Genomic DNA, 15,106 nt, shown 5'->3' on the forward strand with positions numbered 1-15,106 from the left:
GACTTAGGCCATCAAACCCGGCGCGGGGCGAATCTGTCCCGTGACCAAACCGGCGCGGTTCTTGATATCGGGGTTCAGGAAGCGTTTTACGTCGGGATGATCCGCATCCAGAACGCCCATGCGCACCAGAACCGCCGCAATCGCGCACTCTGCACCGCGCGTCGCACCATCCACACATTTCACCGCCACACCAATCCCGCGCTGCGGCAGGATCGCGATGAAGTAACCCTCGGCCCCTGTTTTCAGCGCAACCGGTTCTTTGGCCGCTTGCATCAGAAGGGTACAAGCACGGCCTTGGCCCGCGACCAGCATCGGATGCGCGATCATCGCCTCGGTCAACTGCGCAGCAGCACGGCTTAGCGAATCGTCACGCGACGCGGCAGTCGCAAAGAACGCCATCGCACGGGCCATTCCAGCCATCGACGTGCCGAAATTCGGCGCAGAACAGCCATCGATCCCGTATCCCGGGCTTGGCATACCAGTGACCGACTCAAACATCTCTTTCGCCATCTGCTGAACTGGGTGATCCGGTTCGACGTACTCGGACCCGCCACCCACATGCTTGTTCAGCGTCAGAAAGCCCGAGTGTTTGCCGGAACAGTTGTTGTGGCACTGATTGGGGTGCTCACCGTCGCGGATCATCTGGAGCTTCAGCTCTTTGTCTCGCGACACCTCGGGCCCACAGCGCAGATCGCTTTCGGACAGGCCGATATGATCCAGCCAAGTCATCACAGCATCAGCGTGCAACGGCGCACCTTGATGACTGGCACAAGCCAAAGCCAGATGTTCGCTGTTCAGCCCGAATTCCCGCGCAGCCCCTGTCGCCACCAAAGGCAACGCCTGCATCATCTTGGCCGAGGACCGAGGCAGAATGATTGCTTCGGGATCGCCCCAGGCTTCGATGATTCCCGACTGGTCTGAAACCACGATATGGCCGTTGTGCAGGGACTCGGCGATGGGTCCACGCCAGACTTCTGCGATAGGTGCGGGCACAGGCATACTGTTAATCCTTGGACAGTGGCGAATATCTGCCAACAGGGGTTTTCGCTACGTGAAAAAACGCGCTACACTCGCGCGCATCACATCGGGTTGACGTGGCAACATAAGCTTGGACAAAACAAACGCAACCCGCCTTCATTGGGGCATGAGGATCGCTGGAGAGTGGATAAATGAATTCTTGGACGACACGCGTCATCAGCAGCGCAGTACTTCTTGCGGCCGCGAATATGGCCGCCGCTCAGCAGGAAAGCACAAACCGGGTTAACGCGATCACCGCATGGTCGGTGTTTGAAGAAAAAGACCCGCGCGAATGCTGGGCCGTTTCGACCTACAAGGAAAGCGTCAACACCAAGAACGGCAACGTCGTTGCGGTGACACGCGGCGATATTCAGTTGATGGTGTTCTACCGTCCTGACGCTGGCGTAAACGGTCAGGTTGCCTTCACAGGTGGCTATCCCTTTGCCGAAGGGTCGACCGTGAACGTGAATGTAGGCGGGACCGAGTTTGAACTCTTTACCGAAGGTCAGTGGGCATGGCCCGCGACCCCGCAGGACGACGTAAAACTGGTCACTGCCATGAAACGCGGTGCGGATGCGATTCTGACGGCACGGTCTTCGCGCGGCACCCAGACCAAAGATACGTTTTCTCTGATCGGCTTTACCGCTGCCGTCGAGGACGCCGCGAAACGCTGCCAGTAAGCGAAGCTGTCGCACTGGAAACACGCAAGGCCAGAGGCAACTCTGGCCTTTTGCCGTCGAAACCGGACCGGAACGCTTTTCTTTTGGATTCCGTTTCGCTTTCCTATATGAGGCAGGACTTCTGAACAGGAGCCGACCATGAGCGCATCTGCACCGATCACACAGGACCTCGTGACAATCCCCCGCAAAATGCCGGAGGGACCGACCAATATCGTCGGTCTGACACGTGACACCCTGCGCACCGCTTTGATCGAAGCGGGCACAGCGGAAAAGCAGGTCAAGATGCGCGTCAATCAGATCTGGCAGTGGATCTACCACTGGGGTGTCCGTGACTTCATGGACATGACCAACCTTGCCAAAGACTACCGCCAACTGCTGGCCGATAACTTTGTGATCGAGCTGCCCGAGATCGTGTCGAAACAGGTCTCGGCTGACGGCACACGCAAATATCTGGTCAAAATCGCGGGCGGCCACGAGGTTGAAGTCGTCTACATCCCCGAAGCCGATCGCGGCACGCTTTGCATTTCGTCTCAGGTCGGCTGCACACTGACCTGTTCGTTCTGCCACACAGGCACCCAGAAACTGGTGCGCAACCTGACCGCTGGTGAAATCGTCGGTCAGATCATGCTGGCCCGTGACGATCTGGGCGAATGGCCCAAACCCGGCGAAAAGAAAGACGAAACACGCCTGCTGTCCAACATCGTTCTGATGGGCATGGGCGAACCGCTTTATAACTTCGAAAACGTACGCGACGCGATGAAGATCGCCATGGACCCCGAAGGCATTTCCCTGTCCCGCCGCCGCATCACCCTGTCGACCAGCGGCGTGGTCCCCGAAATCGCCCGCTGCGCCGAAGAAATCGGCTGCCTGATGGCGGTCAGCTTCCACGCCACCACAGATGAGGTCCGCAACAAGCTGGTCCCCATCAACAAGCGTTGGAACATCGAAGAACTGCTGAACGCCCTGCGCGAATACCCGCGTCTGTCGAACTCGGAACGGATCACCTTTGAATACGTGATGCTGAAAGACGTGAACGACACGGACGCCGATGCACGCCGTCTGGTCAAACTGATCCAAGGCATCCCTGCCAAGATCAACCTGATCCCGTTCAACGAATGGCCCGGCGCCCCCTATGAACGCTCGGACTGGAGCCGGATCGAGGCCTTTGCCGACATCATCTACAAAGCCGGCTACGCCTCGCCCATCCGTACCCCGCGCGGCGAAGACATCATGGCCGCCTGCGGTCAGTTGAAATCCGCCACCGAACGCGCCCGCAAATCTCGCCGTGAAATCGAGGCCGAAACAGCGCAACGCTAATCCAGCGCGCCCGCCCGAGGACGAAGGCCAAAGGCCTGAGGACGAGACAGGCCTGCGCGCGCGACAGCGCGCTCAATCAAATAAAAAACCCCGCCACGGATACCGCGGCGGGGGCAGTCAGCCCAGGAACGGGCAGGGAATGTTTACCAGTCTTTCGGGCCTTTATCGGCGAACTGGTGGACAAGAAAATCAATGAAAGCGCGCACTTTGGGCTGGGTAAAACGACCCGGCGGGTAGACCGCGTAGATGCCCTGCGTGTCGATCGGCAGATCGGGGATCGCATCCTCGACCAGACCCTGCTCCATCGCATCCGCATAAAGGAACGACGGCAGGTAAGCGATGCCAAGACCAGCGATACATGCGTTCAACAGCGACTGACCGTCATTCACCGACAACCAGCCAGCGGTGCGCACCTGACGCTTTTCACCGGACGGGGCCGTGACCTTCCAGACGTTGCCGGACGACTGGTTCGAATAATGCAGAAGCTTGTGTTCATTCAGATCGTCGATCCGCGTCGGACGGCCGAATTTCTCGAAATACGACGGGGCCGCGATCATCCGCTTGGTGGTTTCCGTCAGCTTACGAGCCCGTAGCGTGGAATCCTCCAGCTCACCGATCCGCACGGCCATATCAAAGCCTTCCGAGATCAGTTCGACATAGCGGTTGTTCAGAACCATGTTCACCGTGATGTCTGGGAACTCGGCCAGGAAATCGCCCAGCACAGGGCTTAGGTGGTTTACCCCGAAATCCGTCGCCACGCTGATGCGCAGCAGGCCGGATGGCGCGGATTGCATTGATGTGACCAGCGCATCCGCCTCGCCCGCATCATTCAGAACGCGGCGGGCGCGGTCATAGTAGGCCAAGCCGATTTCGGTCGGCGATACGCGGCGTGTGGTCCGGTTCAGCAAACGCGCGCCCAACCGTGCCTCAAGCGATGAGACATGTTTCGAGACGGCGGATTTCGAAATCCCCATCTTCTTGGCTGCGTCCGTGAAGCCACCCTGATCCACCACCGTGGCAAAGGCCTCCATCTCAGTCAGGCGATCCATGCACTGGCTCCTTGAAAACTCTCGTGTCCATGGTTGTATGCCCCCCAATCTGGGCACAAACTTGGCGTCACGCAGACAATTCGTAGGTTTTTGGCCGAGTGTCCCAAAGCTGGAAACAGCGTTAACGACGCAAAAAGGCCCCCGCCAAAAGGGGCGAAGGCCTTGTTTTACCGGCTTTTAATAGCCTGCGCGTTACGCGGCGACGCGGTAATGCGTGCCTTCTTCGATCTCTTCGATAATTTTCGCGACGAAATCCGGCAGGTCGTCGGGGTTCCGGCTGGTCACGATACCGCGGTCTGCCACAGCGGATTGATCGACAACCTTCGCACCCGCATTGGCAATGTCGGTTCGCAGCGACGGATAGGACGTCGCCTCAAGCCCGCGCAGCACGTCGGCCTCGGCCAACAGCCACGGCGCATGACAGATCGCGGCAATCACCTTGCCCTGATCGAAAAACCCTTTGATCAGGGTGATCGCATCCTTGTCGCGGCGCAGGATATCTGGATTGATCAGACCACCGGGCAGCACCAGCGCGTCATAATCCATCGCGGACACTTTGTTCAGCGCGGTATCGACGTTGACAGTGTCGGACCAGTCGCTGCCTTTCCAGCCACGAATGGCTTTGCCATCGGTCGAGGCGACATGCACCTCTGCGCCCGCTTTGGCCAGTTCGTCACGGGGGACTTCCAATTCGGATTGTTCAAAGCCGTTAGTGGCAATGATAAGAATTTTTGCATCTTGAATACGGGGCATTGTGGCCTCCTTTGCGTTTCGCGTTGCGTTCACAAACCAAACGAAGGCCCCCGTGGGGATGTTCCATAAAAAAAGGCCGCCAGCGGGAATGCGCCGGCGGCCTTTTGCTGTCTGTTCCCGATTAAAGCGTTGCCGCCAATCGCGTGCCCTGATCAATCGCGCGTTTCGCGTCCAGTTCAGCCGCCACATCCGCACCGCCGATCACATGAGGGGTCACACCCTTTTCGATCAGCGCGTCGGCAAGGCTGCGTTCGCTCAGCTGGCCCGCGCACAGAACAACGGTGTCACAGGCGATCACCTCGGGACGTTGGCGCGCTTCGCCATAGCTGATGTGCAGCCCTTCAGCGTCGATCTTTTCATAGTTCACACCGGCCTTCATCTGTACCGCTTTCATCTGAAGCCCTGCGCGGTGAATCCAGCCCGTGGTCTTACCCAGACGCTTGCCCGGTTTTTCCGCCTTGCGCTGCAACAGCGTGACCTCGCGCACCGGCGCGTCGGGTTGCGGGCCTTCAGGGGCCAGACCGGAACGCGCCTCGGACGGGTCGGTGACGCCCCATTCCTTCATCCACTCGGGCAAGTTCGTGGTCGGGCTGTCGTCGGTCACAAGGTATTCAGAGATATCAAAGCCGATGCCGCCCGCGCCGATCACAGCGACGCGTTTGCCCACCTCGGCCCCGTCGCGCAGCACATCAATATAAGACAGAACGTTCGGCCCATCCTGACCCGGAATTTGCGGATCGCGGGGGATGACACCGGTGGCGATGACCACCTCATCAAAGCCCGCCAGATCGTCAGAGCCAACCTCTTGACCCAGTTTCAACTCCACGCCCGACTGGTCCACCATCGTGCCGAACCAGTCGACCAGACCGTAGAATTCTTCCTTGCCCGGAACGCGTTTGGCCAAGTTCAACTGGCCGCCCAGCTTGTCGGCCTTATCAAACAGCGTCACCTTGTGACCGCGCTGAGCCGCGGCGATGGCCGTCGACAAACCAGCAGGACCAGCACCAACAACAGCCACAGTTTTGGGCGTGTCGGTCGGTTTCAGAACCAGTTCCGTTTCATAGCCCGCACGCGGGTTCACAAGACAGGACGACACCTTGCCCATGAAGGTGTGATCAAGGCAGGCTTGGTTACAGGCGATACAGGGGGCGATTTCCGCCGCACGACCCTCGGCCGCTTTGGCCACGAAATCAGGATCGGCAAGGAACGGACGCGCCATCGACACCATATCGGCGCAGCCGGTGGACAGCACCTCTTCTGCGACATCAGGGCTGTTTATGCGGTTGGATGTGATGATCGGGATACCGACCTTGCCCATCAGCTTTTTCGTGACCCACGCAAAGGCCGCGCGCGGGACCGATGTGGCGATCGTCGGAATGCGCGCCTCGTGCCAACCGATGCCTGTGTTCAGGATCGTGGCGCCGGCCTTTTCGATTTCCTGCGCCAGTTGCACGACCTCATCATGGGTCGAGCCATTGGGCACCAGATCGATCATCGAAATCCGGTAGATCACGATAAAGTCCGGGCCAACTGCTTCGCGGACGCGGCGGACGATTTCGATGGGCAGGCGCATCCGGTTTTCATAGCTACCGCCCCAGCGATCAGTCCGCTTGTTGGTATGTTCCACCAGAAACTGGTTGATGAAGTAGCCTTCCGACCCCATCACCTCGACCCCGTCATAGCCTGCCTCGCGGGCACGGGCGGCAGCGGTGACGATGTCGGCGATCTGCTTTTCGATGCCTTCTTCGTCCAGTTCAATCGGCGGGAAGGGCGAGATCGGAGATTTGATGGCAGATGGCGCCACGCATTTCGGACCGTAAGCATAACGCCCCGCATGCAGGATTTGCATTGCGATTTTGCCGCCTGCGTCATGCACGCGGTCTGTCACCATCTTGTGGTTGGCAATGTCTTCATCCGTAAAGAGACCCGCCGCACCAGGAAATACGCCACCCTCAACGTTCGGCGCCATGCCGCCCGTCACCATCAGCGACACGCCACCACGGGCGCGTTCCGCATAGAATTCGGCAACGCGGTTCCAGTCGCCGGTTTCTTCCAGATTGGTGTGCATCGATCCCATCAACACGCGGTTTTTCAGCGTGGTGAATCCCAGATCGAGCGGTGCAAACATATGCGGATATTGGGTCATGAAAGGCCTCCCTTAATTGAGATCAGAGTTTCCACGCCCTGCCCCGATTGTCGATCTCAACGTGACGTCATGGGCGGTTGCGTCAAGCAAATGAAAAGGCCCCGCAGTTTCCTGCGAGGCCTTTATAAGGTGTCGATGTCGGGCTGATCAGCCCTTCATGCTGTCCCAAAACCCCTTCACCGATTTGAAGAAGCTTTTGGATTCGGGGTTGTTGTCTTCGCTCAGGTCTTCGAACTCGCGCAGAAGTTCCTTCTGGCGCGATGTCAGATTGACCGGCGTTTCAACGGCCAGTTCGATCAGCATATCGCCAACGGATGCACCGCGCAGACCGGGCATACCTTTGCCACGCAGACGCATCTGACGGCCTGATTGGCTGCCTGCCGGAATCTTCACGCGGCTGCGGCCACCGTCGATCGTCGGGACTTCGATATCACCGCCCAGCGCAGCAGATGCCATGGACACCGGCACACGACAGAACAGCGTTTCGCCTTCGCGTTCGAACAACTTGTGACGCTCAACCTCGATAAAGATGTACAGATCACCCGGAGGACCGCCGCGCATACCCGCCTCGCCTTCGCCAGCCAGACGGATACGCGTGCCTGTTTCCACACCTTTCGGAATGTTCACAGACAGAGTGCGTTCCTTTTCGACCCGACCGGCACCGCTACAGGTTTTGCAGGGATTCTTGATGATCTGGCCAAGGCCGGAACAGGTCGGACAGGTGCGTTCAACAGTAAAGAAGCCTTGGGTCGCGCGGACCTTGCCCATGCCCGAACAGGTCGGACAGGTCTGGGGTTCAGCACCACCTTCGGAGCCCGAGCCATCACAGGACCCACACTGAACCGACGCCGGAACAGTGATGGATTTCTGCATCCCCGAGAACGCATCTTCCAAAGAGATGCGCAGGTTATACCGCAGATCGGCACCGCGTGTTGCGCGGTTGCGACCGCCGCCGCCACGTCCGCCACCCATGAAATCGCCGAACAGGTCGTCGAAGACATCGGAAAAGGCCGAGGCAAAGTCACCGTTGCCGCCCATACCGCCACCGGGACGCGGGCCGCCGCCCATGCCGCCTTCGAATGCGGCATGACCATAACGGTCGTAGGCCGCCTTTTTATCGGCGTCCTTCAGAACCTCGTAGGCTTCGTTCGCCTCTTTGAACTGGGACTCAGCGTCGGGGTTGTCAGCGTTGCGGTCGGGGTGAAGTTCTTTCGCTTTGGTGCGATAGGCCTTCTTGATCTCGTCCGCGGAAGCGCCCTTGGAGATGCCCAGTACATCGTAATAGTCACGTTTGGACATTGTGCCCTCCTTTCGTGCGGAACGCTAAGGGGCCGGTCCGGTGCCCGGACCGGCCCCTTGTGTTAGGTTCCGCCTTGATCTCAGCCGCGATTACGGTCGTCGCCAAGATCTTCGAAGTCGGCATCAACGATGGTGTCGTCATCGCCTTGCGCTGCGTCTGCTGCTGCAGGCTCGGGTTCGCCGTCTTCCTGCGATGACTTGTAGATCGCTTCGCCCAACTTCACGGCTGATTCAGACACGTTCTGGATGCCGCTGCGGATTTTGTCCGCGTTGTCTGTTTCCAGTTCGTCTTTCAGAGCCGCGATAGCCAGTTCGATCGCTTCGACGGTTGTCGGATCGACCTTGTCGGAATGCTCTTCAATCGCCTTTTCGGTCGAGTGAATGAGGCTCTCCGCCTGGTTTTTCGCCTCGACCAGATCGCGACGTGCCTTGTCGGCATCCGCGTTGGCTTCGGCGTCCTTAACCATCTGTTCGATGTCAGCGTCGGACAGACCGCCCGAAGCCTGGATCGTGATCTGCTGTTCCTTGCCGGTGCCTTTGTCTTTCGCACCAACCGACACGATGCCGTTGGCATCGATGTCGAAGGTCACTTCGATCTGCGGAATGCCGCGCGGTGCCGGCGGGATGTTTTCAAGGTTGAACTGGCCCAACATCTTGTTGTCGGCGGCCATTTCACGCTCACCTTGGAACACGCGGATCGTCACAGCGTTCTGGTTGTCTTCCGCAGTCGAGAAGATCTGCGATTTCTTCGTCGGGATTGTTGTGTTGCGGTCGATCAGACGTGTGAACACACCACCCAGCGTTTCGATACCCAGCGACAGCGGTGTAACGTCCAGAAGAACAACGTCTTTCACGTCGCCCTGCAGAACGCCGGCCTGAATGGCCGCACCCATGGCAACAACCTCATCAGGGTTCACACCCTTATGCGGTTCTTTACCGAAGAACTTGGTCACTTCGTCGATAACCTTGGGCATACGTGTCTGACCACCAACAAGAACGATCTCGTCGATGTCGGATGTGGACAGGCCCGCATCTTTCAGGGCTGCCTGACACGGCTTCAAGGATGCCTTGATCAGATCGCCAACCAGGCTTTCCAACTTGGCACGGGTCAGTTTCATAACCATGTGCAGCGGCTGGCCGTTCGAACCCATCGAGATGAACGGCTGGTTGATTTCTGTCTGGCTGGAAGAAGACAGTTCGATCTTCGCTTTTTCTGCCGCTTCCTTCAGACGCTGAAGCGCCATCTTGTCTTGCGTCAGGTCGACCGAGTGCTCTTTCTTGAACTCGTCTGCCAGGTAGTTAACGATGCGCATGTCAAAGTCTTCACCACCAAGGAACGTGTCACCGTTGGTGGATTTCACTTCGAACAGACCGTCGTCGATTTCCAGAATGGTGACGTCGAATGTACCACCACCAAGGTCATAAACGGCGATTGTGCGCGTTTCTTTTTTGTCCAGACCGTAGGCCAGAGCAGCAGCTGTCGGTTCGTTGATGATCCGCAGCACTTCCAGACCGGCAATCTTGCCAGCGTCTTTGGTGGCCTGACGCTGTGCGTCGTTAAAGTACGCAGGAACGGTGATAACCGCCTGTGTCACTTCTTCACCCAGATAGCTTTCTGCGGTCTCTTTCATCTTTTGCAGGATGAAGGCCGAGATTTGCGACGGGGAATATGTTTCGCCGCGGGCGCGTACCCACGCGTCACCGTTGCCGCCGTCGACAACTTCGAACGGCATGTTCTTTTTGTCTTTGGCCAGATCAGCGTCGTCGAACCGGCGGCCGATCAGACGCTTGACGCCAAATACTGTGTTTTCGGGGTTTGTAACCGCCTGGCGTTTCGCCGGCTGGCCGACAAGGCGTTCATCTTCTGCGAACGCAACGATGGACGGGGTTGTCCGTGCGCCTTCTGCGTTTTCGATAACGCGCGGCTGCGAACCATCCATGATGGCGACGCAGCTGTTCGTGGTGCCGAGGTCGATACCAATCACTTTGCCCATTTTTGATCCCTTTCTTCAGGCGATGCATTGGCCCTGACCCGCTGCTGCGGCACCAAGGCCCATGGTTATTTAAGGAATAACGTCCTCCTGACGTGCTCAGGATTCCGTGATCGAGAAGTATATAGGAGCCGACAAATACGCCTGCAACCGCGTTGGGTAGGCAGAATTGGCAAAAAATCTAAACTAATCCCAAAGAAATGCATTTTGTGGGCTCGAACCGTGGAAAAACCGCCAAAACCGCACCTCATTCGCGATTTCGCGCTGTATCCCGCCTATCTGAATCGCTCGGAACAAGAGGATTTGGTGGCGGATTTACGCGACATCCTGAAGGCTGCACCTTTGTTTCAGCCGATCACACCACGTGGACAGAAGATGTCGGTGCGCATGTCGGCTGCCGGACGGTTCGGATGGATATCGGACAGGTCCGGCTATCGCTATAGCCCGACACATCCCGATGGCACGCCTTGGCCGGACATTCCAGACAGCATTCTAAAAATCTGGAACACGGTTTCCGGATGCGACCGGATGCCGGAATGCTGTCTGATCAACTGGTACGGTGAAGGCGCGCGCATGGGGATGCATCAGGATCGCGATGAAGCGGACTTCGGCGCGCCGGTCCTGTCGATTTCGCTGGGCGATGACGGGCTGTTTCGAATGGGCAACGACACCCGCGGCGGCAAGACTGAATCCTACTGGCTGAAGTCGGGCGACGTTGTGGTCATGGGCGGGGCCGCGCGCCTGCGTTATCACGGCGTGGATCGCATTCGTTTCGGCTCATCCACATTGCTGCCCAAAGGCGGGCGCATCAACCTGACTTTGCGGGTGGTCAGTTAGGCCGTTAGCGGCGTGCGAACCAGGATGCGGACACGTGCTTACGTGTAAAAAACTCGCCCATCAACCCGATCATCATAAATATAAGCGTGAACCACAGCGCATATTCCCAGCTCGAATTGCGCGGAAAGTAATTGATGAACGCATAGCCGCGCGCCTGATCGATGGTGTGGAACAACGGGTTCCAATCGAACAAAGCCAGCATTTGAGGGGTCAGCGAGTTCGCGACAAACATTTTACCGGACGCAATCATATTTGCCCGCTGATAGATCGTGCGCAGAACGCCCACAGGCGTCGGATACCACGGGGATGCCGCCAGAAAGACCAAACCAACCGCACCGCCCGACAACCACGCCAAAAGCAGCATACCAAAGGCCTGAATTGGGTTGTGGATTTGCCCGATCACACCGGGTGCGAACAGCATGTCGTAGAAGAACAGGATCAGCAGCAAGCTGGAAACCTGAATATAAAGCGTCGACAACATCCGCGACATGATCGAAATCGCCGTGTTCATCGGCGCGTGCAGCATCATACCGCCAGTTGGCCCTTCGGCACCTGATACCGCAGCAACTGCCTTGGTGTGGGTCATGAACAGGAAGATGCCTGACATGATATACACCATGAAATCACCGCGAATGGCGGCCGCGCGCATGCCCAGAAGCTGGAAGAACATGAAGAACGCCAGCGTAAAGATCACCGACTGCAGGATGTTCGTGAACAGCGCCATAAAGGCGTTGCCGTGCTTGGACCGCACGGACTGCACCGCGTTCAGATATGTCAGCTCTAAAATATTAAGAGCCGAACCGAACTTGGTCGTCGGGACATTCTTTTCAAACATCAGCGCCTGCTCCGATTTAGCGGGTTAAGTTTTCTTGCTGTTCCCGCTATGCCCGATCATAAGTGACCAAACACTTCTAAGCAATGAACGCACCAAATGTGCCAAGGGAAGGGCAAGAGTTTGAATTATTCTGACCTAACCACGATTTTTCGCCGTCTCGCGTTGGAAGCGGGCGATAAAATCATGGAAATTTACGAGTCCGACGATTTCGAGGTTAAATCGAAGTCTGATGAAAGCCCCGTCACCGTCGCTGACGAAGCCGCTGATGCTTTGATCTCGGCCGGTCTGCGCGAGGCGTTTCCCGATGTTGCATTGGTCACAGAAGAACAAGCCGACAGCCATGATCAGGACGTATCCACCTTCCTGATCGTCGACCCGCTGGACGGCACCAAGGAATTCATCAACCGCCGTGGCGATTTCACCGTCAACATCGCGCTGGTTGAAAACGGTGTGCCCACGCGCGGCGTCGTCTATGCCCCTGCCCGCAACCGCATGTTCTTTACCGACAGCGTTGGCAACGCGGTCGAGGAAATGGGCCCGTTTGACAGAGACACCGTGGGTGAGACGAAAAAGATCAGCGTCACCACCCCCAACAATGACGAACTGATGGTTGTCGCGTCGAAATCGCATCGCGATCAGGCGACCGATGACTACATCAACAAATACAACGTCAAAGACATGAAAAGCGCGGGTTCCTCGCTGAAGTTCTGTCTGGTTGCGACGGGCGAGGCGGACATCTATCCGCGCGTTGGTCGCACGATGGAGTGGGACACCGCCGCAGGCCACGCCATTCTGGCGGGTGCCGGTGGCCGCGTTGTGCGCTTTGACGACCACACACCGCTGGTCTACGGCAAAGCGGGTTTCGCGAACCCGTTCTTTATCGCCTACGCGCCGGGCGTTGATCTGAAAGACGCTTAAACCATGACATGCCTCCCGGTCAGCGTTGTCATCGTGAGCCGGGAGCGCCCAGACGCGCTTGATCGTTGCCTGACGGGCATTTCCCAACTTGATTACCCTGACCTTGAGGTCGTCGTTGTCGCCTGCCCCGCAGGCATGACACGCATTCGCTCGCGCTTTGACGCCCGACGCATCAAGACGGTTCCCTTCGACACGCCCAATATCTCAGAGGCGCGCAACTTGGGCATCGCCGCCGCCGCAGGCGAGGTCATCGCCTTTATCGACGACGATGCAGTGCCCGAACCCCTGTGGCTTCGATATCTGATGCCTGCCTTCAATGACGCCGAGGTGATGGCGGCAGGCGGCTATGTTGTCGGGCGCAACGGGATTTCGTTGCAATGGGGTGCGCGCAGCGTGGATCACGGCGGGCACACCGCCCCCATCAAAGTGGCTGATAATGCCATCACCGTACTGCACCCGACGGCCCAGCGCGCAATCAAGACCGAAGGCACCAACATGGCAGTGCGCCGCGATGTTCTGGCGTCCTTCGGCGGGTTCGATCCGGCCTTCCGCTTTTACATGGATGAAACCGACCTGAACCTGCGACTGGCCCGCGAAGGGCTGGCCACGGCCATCGTCCCACAGGCGCGCGTGCACCACGGTTTCGCCCCCAGCATCCGGCGGCGGGCCGACCGCACGCCAAAGGATCTGACGGAAATCGGGGCCTCTTATGCGGTTTTTCTGCGCAAACATTGCCCAAAAAATCAGCATGATGCTCAAATTGCCACTTTTATCAGCAACCAAGGGCAGCGTTTACTAAGGCTGATGCAGTCAGGCCAACTGGATCCTTTAGACGTCCAACATCTGCTCAAAGGGCTGAAATCGGGGATCGCACAAGGCAGCGAACGACCGCTAACCAATCAGCCCTCGCTACCGAAACCAAGTACAGGTTTTTTGCCCTACCCGACCAAAACCGGCACGCGGCATATCCTGATCTCGGGGCGGCGTCACCAGCGCGCGGCCCTTCTGGACAAGGCCAGAGCTGTTTTGAAGACGGGTGACATCCCTGTCGTCCTGTGCCTGTCGCACACCGCACTGTACCATCATCTGCGCTATCTGCCCGAGGGCATCTGGCTGCAAACAGGTGGCTTGTTCGGCCGCTCGGACCGCGCCGCTCCGCTTGTGCAAATGACAAGACTGCAACCGCGCGCCAAGGCCGAGAGGAGAAGAATGAACCAATCGTGGAATCTTTCCCCTGCCCTGTGATGCAGAACTTGCACTACACGACACAAATAAGGCCCATTGTGCAGACAAGGTTGCACGGAGTGTGTTAAACCGAGTGCAAAAGGCGATGTAGGCCTAAGCCATCGCCTGTAACGAGGAGCAGACTATGAAGCATAAGGTGTCCAAGGCAATTTTTCCGGTGGCGGGTATGGGGACACGTTTCCTGCCAGCGACCAAATCTGTGCCTAAGGAGATCATGACACTGGTGGACCGCCCGCTGGTGCAATACGCCATCGACGAAGCCCGCGCCGCTGGTATCAAGGAATTCATCTTTGTGACCTCGCGCGGCAAAGGCGCGCTTGAGGATTACTTCGACCACGCCCCGCAGCTGGAACAAGAGCTGAAGAAAAAGGGCAAGACCGAGCTTCTGGAAACGTTGAAGTCCACCAACATGGACTCCGGTGCCATCGCCTACATTCGTCAGCACAAGGCGCTTGGCCTTGGTCACGCCGTCTGGTGCGCGCGCCGTCTGATCGGGAACGAACCCTTTGCGGTTATGCTGCCCGACGACGTTATCGCAGCGGAAAAGCCCTGCTTGCAGCAGATGGTCGAAGCATACGAGGAAACCGGCGGCAACATGGTCGCCGCGATGGAAGTGCCGCGCGATAAAACATCGGCCTACGGTATTCTGGACGTTAACGAAGACATGGGGTCTTTGGTCAGCGTCAAAGGCATGGTTGAGAAGCCCAAGGTCGAAGATGCACCTTCCAACCTTGCGGTTATCGGTCGTTACATCCTATCGCCCACCATTTTGAAAAACCTAAACAAAATGAAGTCCGGCGCCGGCGGAGAAATCCAGCTGACCGACGCGATTGCGCAGGAGATCGGTGGTAAAGAAGGCGTTCACGGCCTGCGCTTCCGCGGTCAGCGTTTTGACTGTGGTTCCAAGGCTGGCTTCCTGCAAGCAACCGTGGCCTTCGGTCTGGCCCGCGACGATCTGAAAGACGATCTGCGCCGCTACATCAACGAGATTGCTGCGGTCGACAAAGCGGCGGAGTAAA

The 15,106-nt window shown here is 58.0% G+C and carries 13 protein-coding genes; 6 read left to right on the forward strand and 7 right to left on the reverse strand.

What is annotated here, in order from left to right; all coding sequences use genetic code 11:
* Positions 1–3: 3 nt before the first annotated feature.
* Positions 4–999, reverse strand: a complete 996-nt coding sequence (locus tag C4S59_RS11040; RefSeq protein WP_103910565.1) for an asparaginase — start codon at positions 997–999, stop codon at positions 4–6.
* Between the two features lie 170 nt (positions 1,000–1,169).
* Here C4S59_RS11040 and C4S59_RS11045 point away from each other — a divergent pair, with 170 nt between their 5' ends.
* On the forward strand, positions 1,170–1,697 hold the full coding sequence (locus C4S59_RS11045) for an invasion associated locus B family protein (RefSeq protein WP_103910566.1): 528 nt from the start codon (positions 1,170–1,172) through the stop codon (positions 1,695–1,697).
* Positions 1,698–1,835: 138 nt separating this feature from the next.
* Positions 1,836–3,014, forward strand: coding sequence for a 23S rRNA (adenine(2503)-C(2))-methyltransferase RlmN (gene rlmN / locus C4S59_RS11050; RefSeq protein ID WP_103910567.1), 1,179 nt, complete (start codon positions 1,836–1,838; stop codon positions 3,012–3,014).
* Between the two features lie 143 nt (positions 3,015–3,157).
* Here the strand turns inward: rlmN and C4S59_RS11055 are convergent, their stop codons facing one another.
* From C4S59_RS11055 to dnaK, 5 genes are all read right to left on the reverse strand, one after another.
* Positions 3,158–4,063 (reverse strand): LysR family transcriptional regulator, encoded by a 906-nt coding sequence (locus C4S59_RS11055; RefSeq protein WP_103910568.1) that lies wholly within the window; start codon positions 4,061–4,063, stop codon positions 3,158–3,160.
* Positions 4,064–4,255: 192 nt separating this feature from the next.
* Positions 4,256–4,816 carry a type 1 glutamine amidotransferase domain-containing protein gene (locus C4S59_RS11060; RefSeq protein WP_103910569.1) on the reverse strand — a complete coding sequence of 187 codons (561 nt, stop codon included), beginning with the start codon at positions 4,814–4,816 and terminating at the stop codon, positions 4,256–4,258.
* Positions 4,817–4,937: 121 nt separating this feature from the next.
* Complete coding sequence (locus tag C4S59_RS11065; protein ID WP_103910570.1) at positions 4,938–6,962, reverse strand: NADPH-dependent 2,4-dienoyl-CoA reductase; 2,025 nt, start codon at positions 6,960–6,962, stop codon at positions 4,938–4,940.
* A gap of 147 nt (positions 6,963–7,109) precedes the next feature.
* On the reverse strand, positions 7,110–8,261 hold the full coding sequence (gene dnaJ, locus C4S59_RS11070; RefSeq protein ID WP_103910571.1) for a molecular chaperone DnaJ: 1,152 nt from the start codon (positions 8,259–8,261) through the stop codon (positions 7,110–7,112).
* A gap of 80 nt (positions 8,262–8,341) precedes the next feature.
* Positions 8,342–10,255, reverse strand: a complete 1,914-nt coding sequence (gene dnaK, locus C4S59_RS11075) for a molecular chaperone DnaK (RefSeq protein WP_103910572.1) — start codon at positions 10,253–10,255, stop codon at positions 8,342–8,344.
* A gap of 246 nt (positions 10,256–10,501) precedes the next feature.
* On the opposite strand from dnaK, the gene C4S59_RS11080 reads away from it, so the two are divergent.
* The gene (locus C4S59_RS11080; protein WP_407703062.1) at positions 10,502–11,089 is read left to right on the forward strand and encodes an alpha-ketoglutarate-dependent dioxygenase AlkB family protein; all 588 of its coding nucleotides are present in this window, start codon (positions 10,502–10,504) and stop codon (positions 11,087–11,089) included.
* Between the two features lie 4 nt (positions 11,090–11,093).
* On the opposite strand, the gene C4S59_RS11085 is transcribed toward C4S59_RS11080, so the two are convergent.
* Positions 11,094–11,924 (reverse strand): ABC transporter permease, encoded by an 831-nt coding sequence (locus C4S59_RS11085; protein ID WP_103910574.1) that lies wholly within the window; start codon positions 11,922–11,924, stop codon positions 11,094–11,096.
* 96 nt (positions 11,925–12,020) lie between these two features.
* On the opposite strand from C4S59_RS11085, the gene cysQ reads away from it, so the two are divergent.
* The 3 genes from cysQ (at position 12,021) to galU (ending at position 15,105) form a co-directional block, all read left to right on the forward strand.
* A complete protein-coding gene (gene cysQ, locus C4S59_RS11090) occupies positions 12,021–12,842 on the forward strand; it encodes a 3'(2'),5'-bisphosphate nucleotidase CysQ (protein ID WP_103910575.1) in 822 nt (273 codons plus the stop codon).
* Between the two features lie 3 nt (positions 12,843–12,845).
* Positions 12,846–14,087, forward strand: coding sequence for a glycosyltransferase family 2 protein (locus C4S59_RS11095; protein ID WP_103910576.1), 1,242 nt, complete (start codon positions 12,846–12,848; stop codon positions 14,085–14,087).
* 124 nt (positions 14,088–14,211) lie between these two features.
* The gene (galU, locus tag C4S59_RS11100) at positions 14,212–15,105 is read left to right on the forward strand and encodes a UTP--glucose-1-phosphate uridylyltransferase GalU (protein WP_103910577.1); all 894 of its coding nucleotides are present in this window, start codon (positions 14,212–14,214) and stop codon (positions 15,103–15,105) included.
* Position 15,106 lies beyond the last annotated feature (1 nt).

The organism is Thalassococcus halodurans, assembly GCF_900108225.1.
Lineage (GTDB): Bacteria > Pseudomonadota > Alphaproteobacteria > Rhodobacterales > Rhodobacteraceae > Thalassococcus > Thalassococcus halodurans.